Origin of the sequence: Gordonia sp. PDNC005 (genome assembly GCF_016919385.1) — a bacterium.
Taxonomy (GTDB): Bacteria; Actinomycetota; Actinomycetes; order Mycobacteriales; family Mycobacteriaceae; genus Gordonia.
The window spans coordinates 2175575-2199113 of the sequence record NZ_CP070351.1 but is presented as its reverse complement, the minus strand read 5'-3'; the positions used below and the strand labels follow the sequence as shown (position 1 = coordinate 2199113).

Here is a 23539-nt window from a genome sequence, read left to right as displayed (position 1 = left end):
CCGGGGCTGATCGGTTCTTCAAGGATCGCCGGGACTACCGGATGAAGTAGATGACTACGAAGAGGGCGATCCACACGACGTCGACGAAGTGCCAGTAGTACGACACGACGATCGCAGCGGTCGCCTGCGCGGGCGTGAACTTCGACATGCGGGTGCGGATCAGCAGGTACACGAAGGCGATGAGACCGCCGATGACGTGCATGCCGTGGAACCCGGTAGCCATGTAGAAGACCGAGCCGTACGCGTTCGACGAGAGGGTCAGTCCCTCACCGACGAGCGTGTAGTACTCGTACGCCTGACCTGCCACGAAGAACGCGCCCATCGCGAGTGTGAGCGTGTACCAGCGGCGAAGGCCGTACACGTCACCCTTCTCGGCCGCGAACACGCCGTACTGGCAGGTGACCGAGCTGAGGATCAGCACGAGCGTCACCGGCACGGCGAGTGCCAAATTCAGGTGAGCAGGCGGCTGAGGCCAGCCGTCGGCAGCGTTGGCCCGCGCGACGAAATACATCGCGAACAGGCCGGCGAAGAACATCAACTCGCTCGACAACCACACGATGGTGCCGACGCTGACCATGTTCGGACGGTTCAGCGAGTGCACGCGTGAGGTGATGGCGGTTCCGGAGTTACCCACAGCGCTAGTCACAACATGAAGTATGACGGTTCGTAGTAAGCGATTTCCACCTGGGTAGGGAAATTGGGGCCGGACTTCTCTGCACTGCAGGTAGAACGATCGTGGCGCGTCGTCTCGGCGTGTCTCCCGAGGTGCGCGTACCTGGGCGGATCTGGTTATGTCGAGACATGACGAGTGACACTCCGGGAGCGTCCGGACTTCGCAGCAGACTCGGCAGGCTCTTCGGCTCGGGGAGCCGCGCGGTCCGTGTGCCGAGTGTCGACGACGACGACCTGGCGGTGATCGTCCGAGCGGACGACGACGCGGTGGCGTCGTCGGCGGTCTTGTCGGATGCGGGCTTCGATTCCGATCGGAAGGTCGTTCTGCGGCATCTTCTCGAACTTCCCGAGAGTGCGCTCGACGACGCGGCGGCATCGGCTGGATTGGAAGGCTACTCAGAAGGTCAGCCGCTGCCCGACGACCCAGGGGCGTTCGACGGCGGTGTGCTCCTGGCTCTTGTCCGGGTGCAATCGGTCGACGCGCGGACCGCGTCGCAGGAACGAGCGCGGATCGCGAGTCTTGCGTCCCGCAGCGGTGGTCGTGTTCTCGGGTGGGCGTTGCTGGACGTCCCGCCCGCGTCGTCAAGTGACGCGCGTCGATAGGGTGGAGCGGTGAGCATGCCCGAATACAGCACACCGACGCACACCTGGCCGCAGATCCTCGGGAAGGCGACCGACGGCGTCGACTTGACCGTGGCCGAGGCGTCGTGGGCCATGCGCGAGATCATGTCCGATTCGGCGACCGGGGCGCAGATCGCGGCGTTCGGCGTCGGCCTCAAGATGAAGGGTGTCGCTTCAGACGAGCTGCTCGGGCTCTCCGACACGATGCTGTCGCTCGCCAACCGCATCGACTTCGACGGCGACGCCGTCGACATAGTCGGTACCGGTGGCGACCGTTCGCACACGGTGAACATCTCGACGATGACGTCGGTCGTCGTGGCGGCCGCGGGAGTTCGCGTGGTGAAGCACGGGAATCGTGCGGCGTCGTCCAAGAGCGGAGGGGCGGACGTTCTCGAAGCCCTCGGTGTCGCCATCACCCTCGGGCCCGACGCGGTGAGCTCTTGTCTGGAAGAAGTCGGAATCGGCTTCTGTTTCGCTCCGGTCTTTCATCCCGCGTTCCGATTCACCGGACCGCCGCGCAAGGAGATCGGCATTCCAACGGTGTTCAACGTGCTCGGCCCGTTGACGAACCCGGCAGGCCCGACGGCTGGTCTCATCGGCTGCGCTTTCGAAGACCTGGCTCCGGTGCTTGCAGAGGCGTTCGCCGGCCGCGGAAACCGGACCCTCGTGGTTCGGGGCGACGACGGCCTCGATGAACTGACGACCACCACTACGTCCACGGTGTGGCAGGTTCTCGACGGCCGAGTGAATCGTTTGGCCCTCGATCCGCGCGACCTCGACATCGAGCTCGTGGACCTGTCTGCTCTGCAGGGCGGCGACGCCGTTGTGAACGCCGGGATCGCTCGTGACCTGTTCGCAGGTGTGCGCGGCCCGGTGCGGGACGCGGTGACCTTGAACGCCGCGGCCGCGATCGTCGCATACGAACAGACAACGCTGTTCGACGACGCGAGCCTGGTGTCGGCACTGCGCAGTGCACAAGCCAGGGTCGACGACGTTCTCGACTCCGGGGCCGCGGCGCGGCTGCTCGATCAGTGGGCGACGATCAGCACGTCACTGGCTTGACGTCGCCCGACTCTCCGTCGCCCGAGCCCTCGTCGCGGGGCGTCCTGCGACCGGACCGCCTCCCGCAGTTCGACCGGGTTCCCGCGACCGGACGGGCAGCGCAGTGGGTGCGATGGTTCTGGATCTCACAGTGGAATCTGCCCGACGGCGCCGAGTCGGCGCAGGACGTCATCGGGTTTCCCGCGCTCAACATCGTCGTCGAGCCGATGACGGTGTCGGTGTCCGGGGCGACCACGAGGTTGTCCACGCGAGTCCTGACCGGTTCGGGATGGGCGGTCGGCGGGCTGATGCGGCCTGCGGCGGTCGACTGGCTAGCAGTTGAGCCCGCGACTCTGGTCGACGAGGTGGTCACCAGACGCCTCGACGTCGTTTCAGACCCGGTGCGGACGATCATGCGAGAGTCTCGCGATCCGGTGGCGGCGGCCGCCGCATTCAGCGATGCCCTGTGCTCCGACGCTCCGGTGCCCGGCCCGGATGCAGTACTGGCGGACCGGATCGTCACGCTGATCGAAGGCGATGCCACGATCGTGACGGTCGAGCAGGTCGGCGCCGCCGTCGGAGTGAGTGCCAGGACGGTGCAGCGGTTGACGCTGCGATACACGGGCCTGACGCCTCTCACGTTGATCAGGCGTCGACGCCTCCATGAGGCGGCCGAGAGAGTTCGGAACGATCAGTCGTCACTGGCTGAGATCGCCGCCGACACCGGGTTCACCGACCACGCTCATCTGACCCGGGAGTTCTCACGAGTCCTCGGATTCACGCCGAGCGCCTATCGGGCCGACGCCTCGAAGGACTGAGGGTCGAATCTGTCGCGAATCGACAAGCTGCACAGTGCCTGCAATTCGTAGGGTCGACAGCATGACGCAGAACATCAGGTCCCAGTCCACCGCAGCCGTGACCGGCGACCACACGAGCGACGGTCGACCGCACGGATCCACCTCGTTGACTCCGTTCGTCGCCGTGACCGACGCGGCCTCGGCCATCACCTTTTACCGACGGGTCTTCGGTGCGAGGCTCATCTCGTCGAACGAGTACGGCGGTGTGGTGGTGCACGCCGACCTCGACTTTGGTGTGGGGCGCCTCCAACTCGGCGAGGTGAACCCGGAATACCGTCTGGTGTCGGGGCCGTCAGGCGACGACGCCTGCTTCTCGCTGGCCGTCTACGTGACCGATGTCGACACCACGGTCGAGCGTGCGGTCGCCGAAGGATCGGTGCTCCGAGAGCCGACGAGCCAGTTCGCGTCGGGAGACCGGTACGCGAGCATCCGCGACCCGTACGGGATCCGGTGGTCAGTCATGACCCGCACGGTCGACCTCAGTGACGAGGAGAGTGCCCAACGGGTCGCGGAGTGGGCGGCCGCACTGACGGAATGAGCGAGCCCTACGCCTCGCCGATGGAGAAGCCGCCGTCGACCTCGGCGCTCGCGTAGCTGCGGAAGGCGATGTGAGTTGCACTCGACACCACACCCGGCAGGCGGTTGATCTTCGCCGTCACCACATCTGCGATCTCGTCATGGCTGCGGACGCGCACCTTGGCGATCAGGTCGACGTCGCCGGCGCACGAGTAGACCTCGGTGACTCCGGGGATGTTCGCGACCGCCTGAGCGGTCTCCGGAATCTGATGGATGTCGGCCCCGATGAGAACGATGGCGGTGATCATGGCTTCACCTTAGTACCGCGGTCGTCGGCCGGGCCGCCGACGTCCGCGCCGTCTCGGGCCAGCCGAGCGGTTCTGGCGAAGCCGGTCCATCGCTGGGCCGATCCGATCGGCAGCGACAGGGAGTCGGTGGACGACACCAGTCGGGTGCCGCTCTCGTTCATCCAGCGCTCGATCAGTGCGACCTCTTCCGCCGGGGCACCCGCGAGGGGACCGTCGTCCCCCGGCGGAAGGACGGTGGAGGCACTCGCCAGCATGGTCTCGACAACCGGCATCGGTGCCACGCCGCGGGCGGCGTGCGCAGCTCCGGAGAGCCTGCCGTGCCGGATCACACTGAAGTTCCACCCACCCGCGTCGTCCGGTCGTGCGACGACGATCTCCGCGATCCCCGCGACCGCTGTCAGCCGTTGGCATCGAGCCAACGACTCGATTGTCGACGCGAGCCGGTCGCGGGCGCGCGCCGCTGACTCGAACCGGCGGAGTTCAGACAACCGTGCGAGCCTGCGTTGAAGGTCGGTGAGCAATTCGTCCGACTCGCCCGCCATCAGGGCGCGTGCGGCCTCGGCGCGACACAGGTAGTCCGGGAGTGTCTGCGGACGATCACTCGCGGCATGGCACAGATCCGGTCGATGAGCGACGAGCGGATCCGGTCGTGAGTCCGCAGGCCCCGCGCCGGGGCAGTAGTGGTGGTCGGCGCGTTTGAGGTTCTGGGTGCAGGTGCGCAGTCCGGCCGCTGCGCTGATCACATCGGCGACATCGGCAGCGGTCGCCCGCCCCGCTATCGGGCCGATCGAGTCGGCGGACGGAGTCCGGCCGACTGTCAGGCGGGGGAAGCGCTCGTGTGTGAGTGTGATCCACCATCCACGATGCGGATTGCGGGATCGGCGGTTGTACGCGGGCTTGTGGGCCGCGAGCAGTGTCAGTTCGCGTACGCCCGCTTCGAGGCCGTGCGCGCACACCACGTGGTCGACGCGTGTCGCCAGCGCCACCATCTCCGTCATCCGGGCCCGTGAGTCGGACCCGGAGAAGTACTGACCTACGCGGCGGCGGAGATCTACCGCAGTCCCCACGTACAGCACCTCGTCACCCGGCCCCCGGAACAGGTACACGCCCGGCGCGTGGGGGAGTCCGGCGGCCAACCCGCGTTTGGCGCGCATCGCGGGCGTCGCCCTGGGCAGATAGTCGACGAGGTCCTGGTACGTGTGCACGCCTCGGTTGCCGACTCTCTCGAGGAGTCGGTGAAACACGTCGACGGTGGCACGGGCGTCGTCGAGGGCGCGGTGAGTGGGGCGCACCGACACGTTGAAGAGATCGGCGAGTGCCGACAGCTTCACACTCGGCGCCTCTTCGCGAGTGAGGATTCGGCGAGCCATCGCGACGGTGCACAACGATGTCGTGAACGGCCACGGAAGATTCATCCGTGCGGCGGACTTCCGGAGAAATGCGGTGTCGAACCGTGCGTTGTGTGCGACGAGGATCGCTCCGCGGGCGAACTCGGCGAACGCGGGCAGTACTTCTTCTATGGGAGGAGCGTCGTACGTCATCGCGGTGGTGATGCCCGTGAGCGCGACGATCTGCGGTGGAATCTCGCGACCGGGGTCGACGAGTGTCGCGAACTCGCCCAGCACCTCACCGCCGCGGATCTTGACCGCACCGATCTCGGTGATCGCATCGGTGTCCGAACTGCCGCCCGTCGTCTCGAGGTCGACGACGACGAGGGTCGTATCGAACAGGGAGCGGTCGGCGAACTCGTCATGGTCGATGTCCGCGAACGACAGTTGGCCGGTGGTCATGGGCGGGACGCTACGGCGCACCTCCGACAAACTCGATCGTCCAAGTCGCGGGCCGAGATTGTCGTAGGCGACTCGTAGTCTCCACACCACATCGACAGTTGCGTGACGAGAGAAGCCGCGTCGGACGCCCCGACGACGACTCGGAACACGCCCCTGTCCCAGAATGAGAGGCGGATCACAGTGTTGATCGACTGCGCAACATGCCCTGCACGTAGCCGTGAGTGTGGCGACTGCATGATGCAGGTGCTGTTCAGCCCTGTTACCAGCGGGTATGTAACAGATCGGGAGTCAAGTGAAATGTTTGCTGCGGTTGATGTGTTCGTCGCCACAGACATGATTTCGACGCAAACTGCACATGCGGCCCTTGAGGGAGTCGGCGCAGGTCAGGGCGTTATCGAGGGGGTGGGTGTGGGGTGGCTGCGGGCAGTCTGACAACGCTTCGAGTCGGATCTGTGCCGGGGCTGGTGGACATCGGTGTCGGGGTTTCGTAATCTTTTCGAGACTTTCCAATCAGGGTGATCCCCCACCAGTGACATCCGCTGGAAAGTCACCGCTTAATCGCTCCCACCCTCCGGGAGTGAACCGGGGAACCACTTCCTTCTCGTCGGTGCGTGCAGACGCACTGAAGAGAATTGGGGTGAATCGCGGTCCGAACCCACCAGGTTCGAGATCGCGTAGGGCCATCTCTTCCGGCCCGAACCCGACAGCTAACCCGGTCAGCGGTCAGGGAGAAACAACAAGGAGTACGTAGTTCAGTGGCTAAACACCGTTTGGACAAGCCCCAGACTGGCGCCTTCAAGGCCGCCACGACTGCTGTGGTCGCAGGCTCGATCGCCCTCGGCGGATCGCTTGCGCTGGCAGCCGCACCGGCAGATGCCGCACCGCTCAAGATCCCGAATGTCGGCACGTTCGACGTTCCGGACAACCTGCTTCCCGGCAACCTGAAGGCCCCGAAGCTCGACGGCAACTTCGGCAGCCCGCAGGAAGTCCGCGCCAAGAAGGCGGTGAAGGCTGCTGCATCGAAGATCGGCTCGCCGTACGTCTACGGTGCTGCAGGCCCCAACGCTTTCGACTGCTCGGGACTCACCTCGTGGGCCTTCAAGCAGGCCGGCAAGATCATCCCGCGTGACAGCTACGGCCAGATGGGCGGCGGCACCCCCGTCGCATCGCTGGCTCAGGCGAAGCCCGGCGACATCCTTATCTTCAACGGTGGCGGACACGCAGGCATCTACGAGGGCAACGGCGTCTTCATCCACTCGTCCACCGAGGGTGTGCCTGTGCAGCGCGCCAAGGTCAAGGCCTGGAACCTCGCAGCGATCCGTCGCTACTGAGCGTGACAACGCCGACGAACTGAAGTTCCGAGCGGGTCAGGTGCACATGTGTGCACCCGGCCCGCTCGAACGGTATGAAGGATCATGTGGTGTATCAGATAAACCGTGACCGGCGACGTCGGACTACGCGTGCCGCCGTGCTCGGGAGTGTCGTCGTCGCCACCGCCGCACTGCTGCCCGCACCGCCGGTCGCAGTTGCGGATCCCGTGCGCAGCGCCGACCAGATCCTGACCAGGTACCGCGAGCTGTCGAAAGACGCCGAGCGGACTGCCGAGTCGATGAACTCGGCCCAGGTCGAGTACAACAAGCAGCGCAAGACCGTCGTCAGGGAACGCCGTGTATCGGCCGCGGCGACGAAGAAGCTCGACTCCATGCAGAAGGAGATGGACGCCGCGCAGGTCAAGGTGGACGCGCTCGCTCGAGCGAGTTACCGGGGCGCGCGCGTCAATCGCCTCTACGCCATGCTCGTGAGCGACTCGCCGCAGAACCTCCTCGACAACATGTCGGGCCTGGAGATCATGTCCCGACAGACGGCGACCGATCTCCGCGTGGCCACAGACGTCGCCAAGCAGACGCGCCAGGCACGCTCGGACGCCGACGCAGCCGCCGCCGCAGCGCGCGCCGCCGTCGCGGAGGCCGAACGTCATCGCGGGGACCTGCAGGCCAAACAGGCCGACCTTCAGCTCGAAGCGGTGCAGATCCGGGCGATCTACAAGTCGCTCACCGGCAAGCAACTCGCCGCGCTTCGCGGACCTCGGTACGAGTTCGACGCGAGAGCCGTCCCCAAGGGCACCTCTCCGGCACTCGTTGCCGTGCAGGCGGCGATCTCCCGGATCGGTGACCCCTACGTGTGGGGCGCGGTCGGCCCGCACCAGTTCGACTGCTCAGGTCTGATGCTGTGGGCGTACAAGCAGGCCAAACGGACGATACCGCGTACCAGCGAAGCTCAACTCGCAGGCGGCACCCCGGTCGAGCGCAAGGACCTCAAGCCGGGTGACCTGATCATCTACTACTCCAGTGCTTCCCATGTGGGCATGTACGTCGGTGACGGATTCGTCGTCCACGCCTCCACATTCGGAGTCCCCGTGGCCGTCGTCCCGATCGACAAGGCCGGACCGTACAACGCTGCGCGACGGTACTGAGTGAGCTCGCACCGCGGCCTGACCGCGCTTGCCGTTCTGGTGGTCGCGACGGTCTCCGTCAGTGCCCTGACGAGCTGCTCGAGTCGATCCGACGACACGATCGCGCCGTCCGGGTCGGTGTCGACGACCCCGCTGAACCCATTCGAACAACAGCGATCAGATGGTGTGACAGCGCTGCTCGACCAACTGTCGTCGGTCCTCAAGACCGGTGACGTCGCCGGGCTCGACGCGCTCATCGACAGGTCCGCGCCCGCGGCCTTCCGCGCCCGTATGCACACGATCGCCGCGTCGTTCGCGGCGAAGGGGGACCGCGGGACGCGTGGCGGGCCACTCTCCGCGTCGACGTTCAGCTACCGCCTCGCGCCGAGCACCGGTGCCGAACGGCTTCTCGGCGAGCAATGGGTGTCACGTCTCGAGGAGCAGGGCAGCACCGACACCTGGGTGAGCCCGGTCGAGCTGTCGTACGCTCTTGGCGGCGCCCGGACGCCCGGACTCGACGAACCGGTGGTCACGCTCACCGAGACGATGTCGTTCGCACGTTATGACGACGACTGGAAGATCGTCGGAGACGGCACCCTGGCACCTGATCCGACTCCGACAACGATCAAGACGGCGGGTCCGGCAGAGGTCGGTCCCTGGGAGTTCGGTGGATTGGCCGCGATCGATGTGAAGACCGCGGGAGGATCATCCACAGTCCTGTCGTACCCGAAGACCGAGTCGACCACCGCCGCGGTCGCCAAGGCGCTGCCCGCCGCGGTCACGGCCGTCGACGAGTTCTGGGGCGAGGACTGGCCGCGCCGCGCCGCAGTCGTCGCCACCGGCGGCCCGGACGAGTTCGCAGGTCTCACCCGTACGCAGTCGGCTGAGACGAGGACCGCCGCGGCGGCGACGGTGTTCTCCCGCATCGACAAGCAGGACAAGAAGGTGATCGGCCAGCGGATCGTGCTCTCGCCCAACGCCGCGTCCCTGTCCGGGCCTGCCCTCGCAGTGGTGTTGCGGCACGAGCTGATGCACGTCGCAACTCGGCTGATCACAGCGGAGAATGCGCCGCTGTGGCTCACCGAAGGAGTGCCGGAGTATGTGGGCCGTCGCGGCACCTATCGCGAGTTCATCGACGCCGCACCTGATCTCGCAGCCGCCGTCGCCGGAGGAGACCTTCCGAAGACCTTGCCCGCAGACTCCGCCTTCGCGGTCGACAGCGACGCCGCCCGTGTGGCCTACCAGAGCGCATGGTCGTTCGCCGCGTTCGTCGCCGACAAGTACGGCGAGGACAAGTTGAAGGCGCTGTACACCCTGGTCGCCAAGGGCGGCGACTCGCCGACGCAGGACGCGGCCATCACCGCCGCACTGGGCAGGGACAAGGCCGCGTTGATCAAGCAGTGGCAGAGCTGGCTGCGAGAGCAGATCCGCTGATGGAACGGACCCTGCTCGTCACCAACGACTTTCCACCGCGACCCGGCGGAATCCAGTCGTACCTCGAGAGCCTTCTCCAGTTCTTGCCTCCGGAGGACGTGATCGTCTACGCGCCGAAATGGAAGGGATGCGAAGAGTACGATGCCGCTGCCCCGTACCGGATCGTTCGACACCGCACGACGCTCATGATCCCGACGCCCTTCGTGGCGCGGAAAGCTGCCCGACTCGTCCGCGACAACAACGTGCACACCGTGTGGTTCGGCGCGGCCGCACCGTTGGCGGTCCTCGGCCCGCACATGCGTCGCGCCGGAGCCGCCCGGGTCGTTGCGAGCACACACGGTCACGAAGTGGGTTGGTCGATGCTGCCGGGATCTCGGCAGGTCCTGCGGTACATCGGCACCAACACCGATGTGGTCACCTACGTCAGCCGCTACACGCGAGGGCGGTTCGCCGCGGCGTTCGGGCGGCACGCGGCTCTCGAGTACGTGCCCTGCGGTGTTGACGTCGATCGCTTCGCGCCAGACGCCGCTGCTCGCGGCGAACTCCGTGGACGATACGGTCTCGGCGATGCGCCGGTTGTCCTCTGCCTGTCCAGGCTCGTCCCACGGAAGGGCCAGGACGTACTCATCGAGGCCTGGCCGAAGGTCTTGGCGTCGGTGCCGGACGCCCGGCTGGTCATCGTCGGTGGTGGTCCTTACGGCGACCACCTGAGAGAGCTCACAGTCTCGGTCGGCGTCACCGAGTCGGTGATGTTCACCGGTTCGGTGCCCGCCGACGAACTCCCCAAGCATCACGCGATGGCCGACGTGTTCGCGATGCCCACCCGCACGCGTGGACGCGGGCTCGACGTCGAAGGACTGGGGATCGTGTTCCTCGAGGCGTCCGCAAGCGGAGTGCCCGTCGTCGCAGGAGACTCGGGCGGTGCGCCGGAGACGGTCCGCGAAGGTGAGACCGGCACCGTCGTCGACGGCCGGGACCACGATCGGGTCGCCGGAGCGATCACCGCCATCTTGACCGACTCCGCACTCGCGGAGTCGATGGGGCGAGCAGGCCGGGCCTGGGCGGTCGACAACTGGCAGTGGCGGCAGCAGGCCGCCCGCCTCATGCGTCTTCTCTGACACAGGCGAATCTCGCACGAACTACAACGATGCCCCGCACGCTCGTGTGTGCGGGGCATCGTTCGTGCGGCTACTTCTTGTACAGAGCCTCGATGTCGGCCGCGAACTTCTCGGCGACCACGTTGCGCTTCACCTTGAGGGTCGGCGTGAGTTCACCGGTCTCCTCGGTGAAGTCCGAGGGCAGGATGCGGAACTTCTTGATCGCCTCGGCGCGAGAGACACTCTCGTTGGCCTGGTCGACCGCCTGCTGTACTTCGGCACGCAGGTCGGGGTCGGTCGCCAGGTCTGCGACGGTGGCGCCCGCGTCCTTGCCGTTCCGGGTCTTCCAGCCCTCGAAGGCCTCCGGGTCGATCGTGATCAAGGTCGACACGAACGGACGCTGATCGCCGACGACCATGGCCTGCGACACGAGCGCATGCGTGCGCATGATGTCCTCCATCGGGCCGGGGGAGACGTTCTTGCCGCCCGCCGTCACGATGATCTCCTTCTTTCGGCCGGTGATCCGTAGGTAACCGTCCTCGTCGAGGCTGCCGATGTCACCCGTGTGGAACCAGCCGTCGACGATGGCGTTCGCGGTGGCCTCTTCGTTCTGCCAGTAGCCGGCGAAGACGACCTCACCGGCGAGCAGAATCTCTCCGTCGTCGGCGATCCGGACGCCGTTGCCGGGAATCGGGCGACCGACGGTGCCGACGCGGACTCGGCCAGGCGTGTTCACACACACGGCGGCGGTGGTCTCGGTGAGGCCATAGCCCTCGTATACGGGAATACCCGCACCGCTGAAGAAGTGGCCGAGGTACGGGCCGAGAGGCCCGCCGCCCGAGATCGCCATCTCACATTGGCTGCCGAGCGCAGAACGCAGCTTCGCGTAGACGAGCTTGTCGAAGAGCGCGTGCTTGCCTCGCAGAACCAGTCCGGGCTTCACGCCGGACTGAACCGCCTTGGAGTACTCGACCGCGGTGTCGGCTGCGAGATCGAAGATCTTGCCCTTGCCGCCGTCGTGGGCGCCCTGACGTGCCGAGTTGAAGACCTTCTCGAACACGCGCGGAACCGACAGGATCAGCGACGGCCGGAACTGGGCGAAGGTCGGGAGCAGGTCCTTGATGTTGTTCGTGTAGCCGACTTCGACGCCCGCCTCGATCGCGACGAGATTGATCGCGCGGGCCAAGACGTGGGCCATCGGCAAAAACAAGAGGAGGCGTTTGCCGTCGCCGAGGAGTGTGCTCAGTGAGGTCTCGAGCACGCCACCGATCTCGCCGAGCATGTTCGCGTGCGTCAGCATGCAGCCCTTGGGACGTCCGGTGGTGCCCGAGGTGTAGATCAGGGTCGCCGGATCGGCGGCGGTGAGGTGGCGACGACGCTCGTCGAGTTCGGCGTCGGTCACGTCCTTGCCGAGTTCGGCGAACAGTTCGACGATGCCCTTACCCGGGTCGTCGTCGATCTGGTACACGGCGACGGCATCGGTGATCGACTCGACGGCGTCGACGGTGGCGCGGTGCGACGGTGTCTCGGCGATGATCGCGACGGCCGCCGAGTCGCGCATGATCCAGTCGATCTGCGGGCCGGAGGAGGAATCGTAGATCGGGACGGGCACTGCGCCTGCCGACCAGATCGCGAAGTCGATGAGGGTCCACTCGATACGGGTCGAGGACAGCAGCGCGACTCGGTCGCCAGGCTTGATGCCGGAGGCGATGAAGCCCTTGGCGAGCGACCGGACACGGTCGGCGGCGTCGGACGCGGAGACCGGAAGCCATTCCGTGCCCTGCTGGACGCGGAAGACGGTCTTCGCTGGGGTGGCCGCTGCGATGTCGAAGAGGACGTCGGACGCGTTCCGCTCCTTCGGAGTGTTGAATTCAGCGGGGACGCGGCACTCTGCCATCAAGAAACACCTTCTCAGAACAGGACAATGTGACAAGACGTATTGGTCTGGTCGGTAATTCTATCCCCGCTGATGCGGTCCCGCGGTGCCAGGCGGCTTTTGCCGTGCGACACACGTATGTGATGCTGGTTCGGTGACGAGCATTCAGGTGGCTGACGAGGCATTCGTCGCTGCCGCCCCGTCCCTGGCCGGAGCCGTTGTCGGCGATCGAGCCCGGTGGCGGCGGTGGTGGCCGGATCTGACGTTGGAGGTCGCCGAGGACCGCGGCGACGAAGGTGTCCGCTGGCGCGTGTCCGGCCCGCTGACCGGAACCATGGAGATATGGAACGAGAAGTGCATGGACGGCTTCGTCCTGCACTACTACCTCCACGCCGAACCCGTCGCACCGCTGCCGACGGAGCCCGACGCTTGGCTCTCTGAGATCGCTGAGCTCAACCGGCTGCGACGTGTCGCGGGCAAGGTGATGGCCTTCGAGGTCAAGCAACTCCTCGAGGCCGACCGAGAGATCGGTGGACCCGCCACCAGCGGGAGCGTCGCATGACCGACAGCACCGAGCAGTCCACGATCATCGCGGCCGACGTCGCCGCGGTGATGGCTGTGATCGCCGACTTCGAGAATTACCCGGCGTGGGTCGGCGCCGCACGCGAGGTCGCAGTGCTTGAGCGTGACGCCGCCGGACGCGGTGTTCACGTGCGCTTCGTCCTCGACGCGGGAGTCCTCGCCGACACCTACGAACTGCGCTATGAATGGGCCGACGACGGGTCGTCGGTGTCGTGGCGTCTCGTCTCCAGCGATCTTCAACGCGACCAACGCGGTCGATACCTGCTCACTCAGCAGGTGGAGGGTTCGACGAAGGTCACGTACACGCTCACCGTAGACCTCAAGATCCCGATGATCAGTCAGCTTAAGCGCCGTGCTGAGAAGGCGATCACCACGTCGGCGCTGAGCGACCTCAAGAAGAGGGTCGAAGACTGATCGATCTGACGCCCATCCACCTGGTGCTCGGACCCGGTGGATCAGGCGTGTCCGTGGTGGCCGCGGCGGCCGCACTGACCGTCGACGCGTCGACACACGAGCATCGCGGAGTCCTGCCCCTCGGCGCCGAACGCGACACTCTCCTGGTCACGCTTGATCGGCAGTCGTACCTCCCCGAGCGGCTGGGGGTCTTCCGAGTACCAGGCGAGCCCGTGGCCATCACTGCGGACACCGACCTCCTGCACCTGGACCCGTTGGCTGTCGTCGAACAGGCGTGGACCGATTTCACCGCGGCATTGACGGCCGCCGGCGCCGCCCGCGCGTTCCTGCCGATCGTCGGGACCCTGTCCTCGATCGCACCGGGGGAGATGGTCGCGCTACCGGGAATCGGGGAGTTTCTGCTGCTCCGCCAGATCCGCGACGCCGCAACCAGCGGGCGGTGGCGTCGGGTTGTCGTCGACCTCTCCGGTGTCGGTGATCCTCACGCATTCCTGCGGTCGCCAGTCATCTTGTCCACGACACTGGAACGGTTGTGGCCGAGGCATGCGCGCCTCGCGGAGGCCGCGGAGAAGCCTGCGCTTGCACAGCTGTCGGCCGCCGTCGAGGGCATCGACCGCGACTGCCAAGACCTCGCCGAGCTCCTCATCGATCCGCATTCGGTGTCGGCGCACCTGGTACTCGACGCCGGAGACCGTGGACGCCGCGCCGCCGCCGATCAGCTCGCCGTAGCCGACCTCACGGGTCTCCCACTGCGATCGGTGCTTGTCAACGCCGGTGAGGACGCGGCCTCCACGGCGTCGGTCGCCGAGCACGTTCGGTCTCTCATCGGCGACGATCATGCCGTCACCGTCCACGAAGTGTCCTCGGGCGGCGTCCTCGATCGACTCTCCCGCATCCGCAAGATCACGCTGCACGCGCAGAAGCCGAGCGGACGACCGCGTGGCAGCGGTGCACTGACAGTCACCAAGGTGTCCGGCGACGGGGTGGACACTGTGTTCGAACTCACGTGGCGGCAAGGTCTGCCGCGGCCGGATCGACTCCAACTCGGTCGATCGGGCGACGACCTGCTCGTCACTATCGACGGCTTCCGTCATCCGGTCCGACTGCCCTCTGTCCTGCGGCGATGTCGCGTGACCGGCGCCGGATGGGAGTCCGGCCGGATCACCGTGACCTTTTCGCCCGATCCGGCAGTGTGGCCCGCACGAGACGGCGGATCCGGGCCCGCGAGGTAACCGACACGGAAGTTCTTCGACGTCGCCCGGTAGAATCCGCACACACCCTCGACGCCGGGCAACCAGGGCGTCGGACCCCGCCGAAGGAGTGCACGAGCAATGCCTGCAAACGAGCGCGACACCCGCGCCGGCGCCGCCCCGAGCGGCGATCCGGTGCAGGACATGCTGCTCGGACTGGTCTCGAACATCGATCAGTTGGCAGCCATCATCGGCGGAGGGCACTCGGCTGCCGCCGCGGCCGTCGGTGTCGTTCCAGGGCCCATCCCCGAACTCGCAGCCGAGTTGGGGACGTTGCTCGCAGAGCTCGGCGATCTCCTCGCCCGAATCCTCTCCGCAGTCATCGCGATCCTCGAAGCGATCGCCGAATCGCTCCGGTCGGCACCCGCCGGACAGCCGGCGCCGAGCAGCGGTTTCGAGTCGATCCCGGTCCGGATCTCGGACTCCGGAGCGTAGATAGAGTGGCGTCGAGTGCGGGATCGGACCTGACCGTGGGGATCGACATCGGCGGCACCAGCGTCCGGGCCTGCGTCGTCGACTCGTCGGGCCGCATGCTGGACACCCTGCGCACCGCGACTCCGTCCACGGCGTCGGCCCTTGAGCACTGTTTGGATCGGCTGGTCGCTGAACTCAGTGACAGGTGGGCGGTCGGAGCAGTGGGACTGGCCATCGCGGGGTTTCTCACCCCGGACCGGAAGACGGTCCGGTTCGCGCCTCACCTGCCGTGGATCGAAGCGGATGTCGCGGCCGACATGTCACGGCGGATCGGCATGCCGGTGTTCGCCGAGCACGACGCGAACGCTGCAGCCGTCGCCGAACTCCACTTCGGGGCCGCGGCCCGCGGACACAACACTCTCGTCCTCGCGATCGGCACCGGAATCGGGGCGGGTCTGATCCTCGGTGGACAACTCTACCGAGGCAGTTTCGGTGTGGCGCCCGAACTCGGTCACCTCACCGTGGTCCCCGACGGTCGTCCGTGCGGCTGCGGCAAGAAGGGCTGCTGGGAGCGATACTGCAGCGGGACGGCACTCGTCGACACAGCAGTCGAGATACTCGCCTCACAACGGTTCCCGCGCAGCGTGCTGGCCGCAGAGTCGGACGCCGACCCCGGCTCGCTCACCGGGCGGCGAGTCGCGGCAGCCGCCGCCGACGGCGACCCCGTCGCGCTGGCCGCATACGCGGACCTGGCGCGATGGCTCGGGCTTGGGCTGGGCATGATCGCCGACGTGTTCGACCCGGATCTGATCGTCCTGGCCGGGGGCGTCGGGGCGGCCTCCAGTCTGTTCCTCGACGACGCACGCGAGCAGTACACGACGTCGGTGACGGGTGCGGGTCACCGACAACTCGCCCGGATCCGCGGAACTCAGCTGGGTGAGTCGGCCGGAGTGATCGGCGCCGCACAAGTAGCACGCGAGGGACTTCGCACAAGCCAGTAGAGTGAGGCGACGCACCGACGAGCCGACCGGCAGTCGTGAGAAGGGACTTGACGCGAGCATGTGGTACTTCATCTTCAAGTACATCCTCATGGGCCCGGGACTGCGGCTCATGGGTCGCCCCACCGTCGAGGGGCACGACAACATCCCGAAGTCGGGCGCTGCTCTGATCGCGTCCAATCACCTCGCCGTCGTCGACAGCTTTTACCTTCCGCTGATGGTTCGTCGTCGCATCTTCTTCCTCGCGAAGTCGGAGTACTTCACCGAGGGCGGCGTCAAAGGCAAGTTCAAGAAGTGGTTCTTCAGCTCGTCGGGTCAGATTCCGATCGACCGGTCCGGAGCCAGCGCCGCTGCAGGCGCCCTGATCGCGGGTAAGCGTGTCCTCGACGCCGGCGGTCTGCTCTGTCTGTACCCCGAGGGGACCCGCTCGCCCGACGGTCGCCTCTACAAGGGCAAGACCGGACTCGCCCGCATGGCGTTGGAGACCGGAAAACCCGTCATCCCCGTGGCGATGATCGGCACCGAGCGAATCAACCCGCCCGGGACCATTCTTCCCCGTCCCACCCGCATCACGGTTCGTGTCGGCGAACCCCTCGACTTCTCACGCTACGAGGGCATGGCGGGCAATCGTTTCATCGAACGCGCCGTGACCGACGAGATCATGTACGCGCTCATGCGTCTGACCGGGCAGCAGTACGTGGACGTGTACGCCGCGAAGCTCAAGAACTCCGACGGCACGTACAAGAAGGCCGAAGAACTGATGGACGGCGGCGAACCCGCAGCCTGACGGCTGGGGACCGCGAACCGCTTTCGGCAGTCACGAGGCGGGCCGGTACGGGAGTCGCCAGAAGGCGATGAGCAGCGCGATGCCCCAGAGCGGGTACGCGTTTCCGACGATGTGCTGCCACCACGCCCAGCCGTCCTGGATCGGCGGAAGCAACTGGAACGGCCCCATCGCGAAGACGACCGTTCCGACCACGGCCAACGACCCGTACACCGCCCGCACCCGACCGGAATCGGCCCGGAACACGAACACCAGGCACGTCAGGATCGCGGGCACACACCAGACCCAGTGATGAGCCCAGGTGGTCGGGGAGACGAGCAGCCCCCACACCGCGATCGCGCATGTGACGACCATTGCGTTCACCCGGCCGCCGATCGGGCCGGGGGAGAACGCCTCGCGTGGACGTGCCGCGAGGACGGCGAGGAGGGCGGGCACCGTCACCAGCAGGCTCGACAGCACCCAGAGGATCGACGCCGTCGATCCGCCGTCGTCGAACAGGCGCAGCCACAGCGCGTTCAGGTTCTGATTGATGCGACCTTCGGGCTCGCCGATCCGCCCCGTGTGGAACACCGTGTCGGTCCAGTACGTCTTCGAGTCGTCGGGGATCCACACCCAGGCGATGGCGGCTGCGCCGACGAACGTCACGACGCCGGTCACGGCCGCACGGACCCGTCCGGCCGCCAGGAAGACGCCGAGGAACACGAGCGGGGTCAGCTTCACGGCGGCGGCCAGGCCGGTCAGCACACCCTGAAGTGCGGTCGACGGGCCCGGGGTGCGTCCGACGATGAAGACGTCGACGACGATCACCGCCATCAGCACCAGATTGATCTGCCCGAATCCCAGCGTCATCCCGAACGGGTTGAACCACACCGTCACAGCGGACAGCAGCGATGCCGCCTGCCACCGGTTTGCACGATCGCCGACCCCGAGGACGTCGAACGTCACCTTGGTCACATACACGAGCAGCAGCACCGTGACGACGGAGACGCCGATGCTCGTCACCGCCAACGACATCGCGCCGAGCGGTGTGAACAGCAGCGCCGCAAACGGCGGATAGGTGAACGGCAGCCAGATCCCGTCCTCGGTGAACGGCAACGAGCCGTCGGCGTACAGGCTGAACCCCTGGTGCCACATCTGCCCGCCGAGGCGGTAGACGTCCATGTCGAAGCGGGTCCGCGTGCCGAAACTCGAGGTGAACGGGACGCCGGCGATCTGCAGCGTCGACGACACGATGAACACGAGAGCGGCCAGCGCCGACCCCCCCGGGCCCGGCCGCCAACGGCGCAGCGTGGACTCGGCGGCGCGGGTCGAGGAGGACATAGGGAGATTATGGCCGCTGCGGGGGGATAACCTTCAACTCGTGCGCTACTTCTACGACACTGAGTTCATCGAAGACGGAACCACTATCGAACTCGTGTCGATCGGTGTGGTCGCCGAGGACGGTCGCGAGTTCTATGCGGTCTCCACCGAGTTCGATCCTGGTCGCGCGGGGGATTGGGTGCGTGCGAACGTTCTGGACAAGCTGCCGTCGCCTGCCGACAAGGCGTGGAAGTCCAGGCGCGCCATCCGCGACGACCTCTACGACTTCCTCGTCGCGGGCGACGGGCGTGTTGAACTGTGGGCGTGGGTGGCCGCCTACGACCACGTGGTGCTCTGCCAGCTGTGGGGCCCGATGACCGAACTTCCACGCGACCTGCCGCGTTTCACCCGCGAGCTTCGTCAGCACTGGGAGGCGGCGGGTTCGCCGACGTTGCCCCCGGCTCCGAAGGATGCGCATGACGCGCTCGCCGACGCTCGGCACAACTTGAACAAGTGGCTCTCGATCGAGGCGGCGCGAGACGACTCCGCGTACGCAGGATAGGCTGAACGACGTGGTGAACTGGACCGTAGACGTGCCCCTCGACGAGCTTCCCGAACTGCCTCCGCTGCCGGGTTCCCTTGCTGCGAAGTTCGAGGACGTGCTCTCGCGCCCTGCACTTCAGCAGCCGAATTGGCCCGCTGACGAAGCGCGCAAGATGCGCACCGTTCTGGAGAGCGTGCCGCCGATCTGCATGCCGACCGAAGTGGAGAACCTCGCCGACCAACTCGCCGAGGTGGCGCATGGTCGGGCGTTCCTGCTGCAGGGCGGTGACTGCGCCGAGACGTTCGCCGCCAACACCGAGCCGCATATCAAGGGCAACATTCGCACCCTGCTGCAGATGGCCGTTGTGCTCACCTACGGAGCCAGCCTGCCCGTGGTCAAGGTGGCTCGCATCGCAGGCCAGTACGCGAAGCCCCGTTCGTCGGACACAGATTCGCTCGGTCTCCTGTCGTACCGCGGCGACATGGTCAACTCGCTCGCCGCCGACGAGTCGGCCCGCGCTCACGATCCGTCCCGCCTTGTCCGCGCCTACGCCAACGCGTCGGCGGCGATGAACCTGGTCCGGGCGTTGACCGGTGCCGAAGCCCGTCTGGCTCGGGTCCACGACTGGAACCGTGAGTTCGTCCGCACCTCGCCTGCAGGCGCGCGGTACGAGGCGCTCGCTGCGGAGATCGACCGCGGTCTCAAGTTCATGGACGCGTGCGGAGTGACCGACTCGAGCCTGGAGTCGGCGTCGATCTTCGCCTCGCACGAAGCACTCGTCCTCGACTACGAACGCGGCATGCTGCGTCTGGCCGACGATCCGCGCGGCGGTGACGAACAGGTGCTCTACGACCTGTCGGCGCACTTCCTGTGGATCGGCGAGCGGACCCGTCAGATCGACGGCGCTCACGTGGCCCTCGCGAAGCTGATCAGCAACCCGATCGGCATGAAGATCGGCCCAACGACAACGCCGGAACAGGCCGCCGAGTATGTGAAGCTGCTCGACCCCGACAACCGTCCCGGCCGCCTGACGCTGGTGTCCCGGATGGGCAACGGCAACGTCCGCGAGGTGCTCCCGCCAATCGTGCAGGCTGTCGAAGCGACCGGGCATAAGGTGATCTGGCAGTGCGACCCGATGCACGGCAACACCCACACGGCGTCGACGGGTTTCAAGACCCGTCACTTCGATCGTGTTGTCGACGAGGTTCAGGGCTTCTTCGAGGTGCACCGCGCGCTCGGCACCCATCCCGGCGGCATCCACATCGAGCTCACCGGTGAGGACGTCACCGAGTGCTTGGGCGGCGCTCAGGACATCTCTGATCTCGACCTCGAAGGCCGCTACGAGACGGCATGTGATCCGCGCCTGAACACTCAGCAGTCGCTGGAGTTGGCGTTCCTCGTCGCGGAGATGCTTCGCGGCTGATCGTCACCGCGTACGTGCCGATGAGCACGGGAAGCACGAGCAGGTCGCGGCCGAACGTGAGCTGCCGCTTCTTCGATGTCTCCAGCAGCTCGAAGCACATCATCGACGGTACTCGTCGGCGACGGGTCGCGCGCCTTCGGCCCGGTTGCTGGTGGACATCAACGTAGGAGCGGGGTCGGAAAGAAACGTCCCTGCGAAGTGCTCTCTGCACAGAGTTCATCCGAACGGACGAACTGCACGTCGTGGCACGTCTAGCGTCAGGCGACAGCGGAACCGAGCGCCCATCCGAGGGTTCCGATTCCCGCCGCGACGGCGGTGACCAGGAGAAACCAGACGACCGCCGCCATGCGGCGAGACGGCGGCAAAGGGTCGTCGTCGAGATCTCGTCCTCGGTATTCGTGCTCATCGTCCCAGTGGTCATCGTCCCAGTGGTCATCGTCCCAGTGGTCATCGTCCCACTGCCCGTCATCGGCGTAGTCGTCATCGGGGGCGTCGTACTCGGGTGCGTAATCGAATCGATCGGGATCGGTAGCCTGTCGGGTCCCGGCGACAGCCGGTTGAGCGAGCGCAGGCGGGGCGACGGGGCGAGGCACGACGGGGCGGGCGATTGCGTTCGTCACGCGTGCCGACGCCTGACTCGGGGCGGGAACGGTGAACGGTGGCAGCCCGATCTCGTCGACGGCGTCGAGGATGGCGTGCTGCATCGCGAAGCCGTCGGCGAATCGATCGTCGGGTCGTCGCTCGGTTGCGCGCAGGACGATCTCGTCGAACTGCGGGGGCACGCCGGGAATGAGGTCGCCGGGGGCGGGCACGTCGTAACTCAATCGCTGGTAGGCGAGCGCGAGCTGGGTGGAGCCGCTGAACGGTTGCCGACCGGTGAGCAATTCGAACAACAGGATGCCCGCGGAGTAGACGTCGCTGCGCGCGTCGATGTCAGTGGACGACACCTGCTCCGGCGACAGGTAGGCGGCCGTTCCGAGGATCACGCTCGCCGACGTGACGCCCGCTTCAGCGACGGCGCGAACAAGGCCGAAGTCGGCGACTTTGATGTCTCCGGTGTCGGAGATCAGTACGTTCTCTGGCTTCACATCGCGGTGGACCAGTCCCGCTCGGTGAGCGGTCCCGAGACCGCCGAGCATCGGGATGCCGATCGCGGCGACCGCATGCGGCGGCATCGGGCCGCGTTCGCGGAGGAGCTCGCGGATGCTGCCGCCGCGGACGAGCTCCATGACCAGGAAGGCGATGTCGCCGTCGATGCTCTGGTCATAGACGGCGACAAGTCCAGGGTGACTCAATCCCGCGACGGCGCGCGCCTCGAACTCGAAGCGGCGGAGGAACTGCGGATCGCCGACGTACCGCGAATCCATGACTTTGATCGCGACTCGACGGTGCAGCCGGACATCGGTCCCGACGTACACCGACGACATCCCGCCGCGCGCGATCGGAGCGTCGATCTGATATCGCCGCTCGAGGACGCGGCCGATCAGGGGGTCGGCGGGGGCTGTCATGATGTTCGAATCTACCCGGTACACCTGGCGTCTCGTGTGAGGCGTCCGACCGGGCGGGTAGTGTTTCGCCCGTGGCATCCCTTCCGCTCTCCGTCAATGTCCTGCCCGCCGACGTCGAGACCGTCGACCTCGATGAGGCCGCACGCCGACTCCACGTCTCGTCCAACCGTGTCCGGACGTTGGTCCGGGACCACAACCTTCTTGCGGCGTCCCGCGACGGCGTGCCGGTGATTCCCGCGGCGTTCTTCGGTCCCGACGGCCTCGCCAAGCACCTCGAGGGCCTGGTCCGGACTCTCCTCGACGGCGGTTACACCCGCGACGACGCGATGGAGTGGTTGTTCACCGAGCAGGACGACCTCGGTCTCCGCCCGGCGGACGCCCTGCACACGCATTCCGCACGCGAGGTCATCCGCCGGGCGCAGGCCCAGGCTTTTTAGCCGCCCGGCGGATCGGACGTCAGATTCGCTCGATGATCGTGGCGTTCGCGAGGCCGCCGGCTTCGCACATCACCTGAAGCCCGAACCGTCCGTCCACCTGCTCGAGATTGTTGAGCAGGGTGGTCGTCAGGCGCGCCCCCGACCCGCCCAACGGATGCCCGATCGAGATGGCGCCGCCGTTGATGTTGACCTTCGTCAGGTCGGCCCCGGTCTCGGCCTGCCATGCCAGGACGACGCTGGCGAACGCCTCGTTCACTTCGAACACGTCGATGTCGGCGATGCTCAGGCCCGCGCGCGCGAGCACCTTTCGGGTCGCCGGAATGATGCCGGTGAGCATGAGGATCGGATCGTCGCCCGAGACCGCGAACGAGTGAACACGCGCCCGCGGAGTCAGGCCGAACTCCTGCGCGGCGAGATCGGACGCCACGAGGACAGCTGCCGACCCGTCGTTGACGGGTGAACTGTTGCCCGCGGTGATTCGCCAGTCGAGGTTCGGGAAGCGCGCCTCCCACGCGTCACTCCGGAACGCCGGTCGCAGGCCGGCGAGGGTCTCGGCGGTCGACGACGGGCGGATCGTCTCATCGGTCCGGAGGCCGTTGACGTAGGTGATCTGCGAGTCGAACTTGCCGTCCGCCCACGCGGCCGCGGCGCGGCGGTGCGATTCCGCGGAGAACTCGTCCAGTCGGGTCCGGCTCAGATCCCATTTCTGTGCGATCAGTTCAGCGCTCACACCCTGGGGGATGAGGCCTGGTGCGTACCGCTCGGCGACGGTCGGGCCTGCGAAGTCCGCGCCGAGGAACTGAGAGCCGATGGGAATGCGACTCATCGATTCGACACCTGAGGCGATCGCGACGTCGTACGCGCCTGCGATGACACCCTGCGCCGCGAAGTGCAGAGCCTGCTGGCTCGACCCGCATTGCCGGTCGACGGTCACCGCGGGCACCGACTCCGGGAGGCCGGCGGCGAGTGCCGCCCACCGAGCGGTGTTCCCCGACTGCTCGCCGACCTGGCCGACGGCCCCGGAGATCACGTCGTCGATCCTCGTGGGGTCGATCCCGGTTCGCTGGACGAGTGCGGACAGGGCGCGAGCGTGCAGATCGACGGGGTGGATCTCGTGGTACGCGCCGCCCGGCTTGCCTTTGGCCACGGGGGTGCGGACCGCGTCCACGATCACTGCGTCACGTGCGATACCGGTCATGGGAGCTCTCCTTCGCCATCTGAC

25 protein-coding genes and 1 riboswitch are annotated in these 23539 nt (G+C 66.7%); of the genes, 18 read left to right on the top strand and 7 right to left on the bottom strand.

What is annotated here, in order from left to right:
• Positions 1 to 34: 34 nt before the first annotated feature.
• Complete coding sequence (locus JVX90_RS10455) at positions 35 to 646, bottom strand: heme-copper oxidase subunit III (RefSeq protein ID WP_040519451.1); 612 nt, start codon at positions 644 to 646, stop codon at positions 35 to 37.
• Positions 647 to 801: 155 nt separating this feature from the next.
• Between JVX90_RS10455 and JVX90_RS10450 the strand changes: the two genes are divergently transcribed.
• From JVX90_RS10450 to JVX90_RS10435, 4 genes are all read left to right on the top strand, one after another.
• Positions 802 to 1275, top strand: coding sequence for a hypothetical protein (locus JVX90_RS10450; protein WP_205328729.1), 474 nt, complete (start codon positions 802 to 804; stop codon positions 1273 to 1275).
• Between the two features lie 15 nt (positions 1276 to 1290).
• A complete protein-coding gene (trpD, locus tag JVX90_RS10445; RefSeq protein WP_205332379.1) occupies positions 1291 to 2355 on the top strand; it encodes an anthranilate phosphoribosyltransferase in 1065 nt (354 codons plus the stop codon).
• Positions 2352 to 3152 (top strand): helix-turn-helix transcriptional regulator, encoded by an 801-nt coding sequence (locus JVX90_RS10440; RefSeq protein ID WP_205328728.1) that lies wholly within the window; start codon positions 2352 to 2354, stop codon positions 3150 to 3152. The genes trpD and JVX90_RS10440 overlap by 4 nt, the downstream gene beginning before the upstream one ends.
• Positions 3153 to 3213: 61 nt before the next feature.
• On the top strand, positions 3214 to 3729 hold the full coding sequence (locus tag JVX90_RS10435; RefSeq protein WP_205328727.1) for a VOC family protein: 516 nt from the start codon (positions 3214 to 3216) through the stop codon (positions 3727 to 3729).
• Positions 3730 to 3736: 7 nt separating this feature from the next.
• Here the strand turns inward: JVX90_RS10435 and JVX90_RS10430 are convergent, their stop codons facing one another.
• Positions 3737 to 4015, bottom strand: a complete 279-nt coding sequence (locus tag JVX90_RS10430; RefSeq protein ID WP_008376797.1) for an Lrp/AsnC ligand binding domain-containing protein — start codon at positions 4013 to 4015, stop codon at positions 3737 to 3739.
• Positions 4012 to 5805: a DEDD exonuclease domain-containing protein gene (locus tag JVX90_RS10425; RefSeq protein WP_205328726.1), complete on the bottom strand. Its 1794-nt coding sequence runs from the start codon at positions 5803 to 5805 to the stop codon at positions 4012 to 4014. Before JVX90_RS10425 ends, JVX90_RS10430 begins: the two co-directional genes overlap by 4 nt.
• Before the next feature lie 234 nt (positions 5806 to 6039).
• Here JVX90_RS10425 and JVX90_RS10420 point away from each other — a divergent pair, with 234 nt between their 5' ends.
• From JVX90_RS10420 to JVX90_RS10400, 5 genes are all read left to right on the top strand, one after another.
• Positions 6040 to 6237, top strand: a complete 198-nt coding sequence (locus JVX90_RS10420) for a hypothetical protein (protein WP_240193853.1) — start codon at positions 6040 to 6042, stop codon at positions 6235 to 6237.
• A 109-nt stretch (positions 6238 to 6346) separates the two neighbouring features.
• Positions 6347 to 6541, top strand: a riboswitch (cyclic di-AMP (ydaO/yuaA leader).
• 19 nt (positions 6542 to 6560) lie between these two features.
• Entirely contained in the window at positions 6561 to 7136 is a 576-nt protein-coding gene (locus tag JVX90_RS10415; protein WP_205328724.1) for an NlpC/P60 family protein, read from the top strand.
• Positions 7137 to 7186: 50 nt separating this feature from the next.
• Entirely contained in the window at positions 7187 to 8278 is a 1092-nt protein-coding gene (locus tag JVX90_RS10410; protein ID WP_205328723.1) for a C40 family peptidase, read from the top strand.
• Complete coding sequence (locus tag JVX90_RS10405) at positions 8279 to 9691, top strand: peptidase MA family metallohydrolase (protein WP_205328722.1); 1413 nt, start codon at positions 8279 to 8281, stop codon at positions 9689 to 9691.
• Positions 9691 to 10809, top strand: coding sequence for a glycosyltransferase family 4 protein (locus JVX90_RS10400; RefSeq protein ID WP_205328721.1), 1119 nt, complete (start codon positions 9691 to 9693; stop codon positions 10807 to 10809). Before JVX90_RS10405 ends, JVX90_RS10400 begins: the two co-directional genes overlap by 1 nt.
• Positions 10810 to 10879: 70 nt before the next feature.
• Here the strand turns inward: JVX90_RS10400 and JVX90_RS10395 are convergent, their stop codons facing one another.
• Positions 10880 to 12685, bottom strand: a complete 1806-nt coding sequence (locus JVX90_RS10395; RefSeq protein ID WP_205328720.1) for a long-chain fatty acid--CoA ligase — start codon at positions 12683 to 12685, stop codon at positions 10880 to 10882.
• A 133-nt stretch (positions 12686 to 12818) separates the two neighbouring features.
• Here JVX90_RS10395 and JVX90_RS10390 point away from each other — a divergent pair, with 133 nt between their 5' ends.
• The 6 genes from JVX90_RS10390 (at position 12819) to JVX90_RS10365 (ending at position 17109) form a co-directional block, all read left to right on the top strand.
• Positions 12819 to 13226, top strand: coding sequence for a hypothetical protein (locus tag JVX90_RS10390; protein ID WP_205328719.1), 408 nt, complete (start codon positions 12819 to 12821; stop codon positions 13224 to 13226).
• Positions 13223 to 13660 (top strand): SRPBCC family protein, encoded by a 438-nt coding sequence (locus JVX90_RS10385; protein WP_205328718.1) that lies wholly within the window; start codon positions 13223 to 13225, stop codon positions 13658 to 13660. Before JVX90_RS10390 ends, JVX90_RS10385 begins: the two co-directional genes overlap by 4 nt.
• A gap of 20 nt (positions 13661 to 13680) precedes the next feature.
• Positions 13681 to 14892: an ArsA family ATPase gene (locus JVX90_RS10380; protein WP_205332378.1), complete on the top strand. Its 1212-nt coding sequence runs from the start codon at positions 13681 to 13683 to the stop codon at positions 14890 to 14892.
• 99 nt (positions 14893 to 14991) lie between these two features.
• Entirely contained in the window at positions 14992 to 15345 is a 354-nt protein-coding gene (locus JVX90_RS10375) for a hypothetical protein (RefSeq protein ID WP_205328717.1), read from the top strand.
• Positions 15346 to 15350: 5 nt separating this feature from the next.
• The gene (locus JVX90_RS10370) at positions 15351 to 16325 is read left to right on the top strand and encodes an ROK family protein (protein ID WP_205328716.1); all 975 of its coding nucleotides are present in this window, start codon (positions 15351 to 15353) and stop codon (positions 16323 to 16325) included.
• Between the two features lie 58 nt (positions 16326 to 16383).
• Positions 16384 to 17109: a lysophospholipid acyltransferase family protein gene (locus JVX90_RS10365; RefSeq protein WP_205332377.1), complete on the top strand. Its 726-nt coding sequence runs from the start codon at positions 16384 to 16386 to the stop codon at positions 17107 to 17109.
• 30 nt (positions 17110 to 17139) lie between these two features.
• On the opposite strand, the gene JVX90_RS10360 is transcribed toward JVX90_RS10365, so the two are convergent.
• Positions 17140 to 18426 carry a glycosyltransferase 87 family protein gene (locus tag JVX90_RS10360; RefSeq protein ID WP_205328715.1) on the bottom strand — a complete coding sequence of 429 codons (1287 nt, stop codon included), beginning with the start codon at positions 18424 to 18426 and terminating at the stop codon, positions 17140 to 17142.
• Positions 18427 to 18466: 40 nt separating this feature from the next.
• On the opposite strand from JVX90_RS10360, the gene JVX90_RS10355 reads away from it, so the two are divergent.
• A complete protein-coding gene (locus JVX90_RS10355) occupies positions 18467 to 18967 on the top strand; it encodes a polyadenylate-specific 3'-exoribonuclease AS (RefSeq protein ID WP_205328714.1) in 501 nt (166 codons plus the stop codon).
• A 10-nt stretch (positions 18968 to 18977) separates the two neighbouring features.
• On the top strand, positions 18978 to 20372 hold the full coding sequence (locus JVX90_RS10350) for a 3-deoxy-7-phosphoheptulonate synthase class II (RefSeq protein ID WP_205328713.1): 1395 nt from the start codon (positions 18978 to 18980) through the stop codon (positions 20370 to 20372).
• A 257-nt stretch (positions 20373 to 20629) separates the two neighbouring features.
• On the opposite strand, the gene JVX90_RS10345 is transcribed toward JVX90_RS10350, so the two are convergent.
• Positions 20630 to 21880 carry a protein kinase gene (locus JVX90_RS10345; RefSeq protein ID WP_205328712.1) on the bottom strand — a complete coding sequence of 417 codons (1251 nt, stop codon included), beginning with the start codon at positions 21878 to 21880 and terminating at the stop codon, positions 20630 to 20632.
• A gap of 71 nt (positions 21881 to 21951) precedes the next feature.
• Here JVX90_RS10345 and JVX90_RS10340 point away from each other — a divergent pair, with 71 nt between their 5' ends.
• The gene (locus tag JVX90_RS10340; protein WP_205328711.1) at positions 21952 to 22317 is read left to right on the top strand and encodes an Rv2175c family DNA-binding protein; all 366 of its coding nucleotides are present in this window, start codon (positions 21952 to 21954) and stop codon (positions 22315 to 22317) included.
• A gap of 19 nt (positions 22318 to 22336) precedes the next feature.
• On the opposite strand, the gene JVX90_RS10335 is transcribed toward JVX90_RS10340, so the two are convergent.
• The gene (locus JVX90_RS10335; RefSeq protein WP_205328710.1) at positions 22337 to 23515 is read right to left on the bottom strand and encodes an acetyl-CoA C-acyltransferase; all 1179 of its coding nucleotides are present in this window, start codon (positions 23513 to 23515) and stop codon (positions 22337 to 22339) included.
• Positions 23516 to 23539: the final 24 nt, after the last annotated feature.

Coding starts and splice junctions, on each gene's coding strand:
- JVX90_RS10400 (WP_205328721.1), top strand. CDS start 9,691: ATGGAACGGACCCTGCTCGTCACCAACGACTTTCCACCGCGACCCGGC.
- JVX90_RS10335 (WP_205328710.1), bottom strand. CDS start 23,515: ATGACCGGTATCGCACGTGACGCAGTGATCGTGGACGCGGTCCGCACC.
- JVX90_RS10450 (WP_205328729.1), top strand. CDS start 802: ATGACGAGTGACACTCCGGGAGCGTCCGGACTTCGCAGCAGACTCGGC.
- JVX90_RS10345 (WP_205328712.1), bottom strand. CDS start 21,880: ATGACAGCCCCCGCCGACCCCCTGATCGGCCGCGTCCTCGAGCGGCGA.
- JVX90_RS10365 (WP_205332377.1), top strand. CDS start 16,384: ATGTGGTACTTCATCTTCAAGTACATCCTCATGGGCCCGGGACTGCGG.
- JVX90_RS10395 (WP_205328720.1), bottom strand. CDS start 12,685: ATGGCAGAGTGCCGCGTCCCCGCTGAATTCAACACTCCGAAGGAGCGG.
- JVX90_RS10430 (WP_008376797.1), bottom strand. CDS start 4,015: ATGATCACCGCCATCGTTCTCATCGGGGCCGACATCCATCAGATTCCG.
- JVX90_RS10425 (WP_205328726.1), bottom strand. CDS start 5,805: ATGACCACCGGCCAACTGTCGTTCGCGGACATCGACCATGACGAGTTC.
- JVX90_RS10385 (WP_205328718.1), top strand. CDS start 13,223: ATGACCGACAGCACCGAGCAGTCCACGATCATCGCGGCCGACGTCGCC.
- JVX90_RS10435 (WP_205328727.1), top strand. CDS start 3,214: ATGACGCAGAACATCAGGTCCCAGTCCACCGCAGCCGTGACCGGCGAC.
- trpD (WP_205332379.1), top strand. CDS start 1,291: ATGCCCGAATACAGCACACCGACGCACACCTGGCCGCAGATCCTCGGG.
- JVX90_RS10375 (WP_205328717.1), top strand. CDS start 14,992: ATGCCTGCAAACGAGCGCGACACCCGCGCCGGCGCCGCCCCGAGCGGC.
- JVX90_RS10420 (WP_240193853.1), top strand. CDS start 6,040: ATGATGCAGGTGCTGTTCAGCCCTGTTACCAGCGGGTATGTAACAGAT.
- JVX90_RS10360 (WP_205328715.1), bottom strand. CDS start 18,426: ATGTCCTCCTCGACCCGCGCCGCCGAGTCCACGCTGCGCCGTTGGCGG.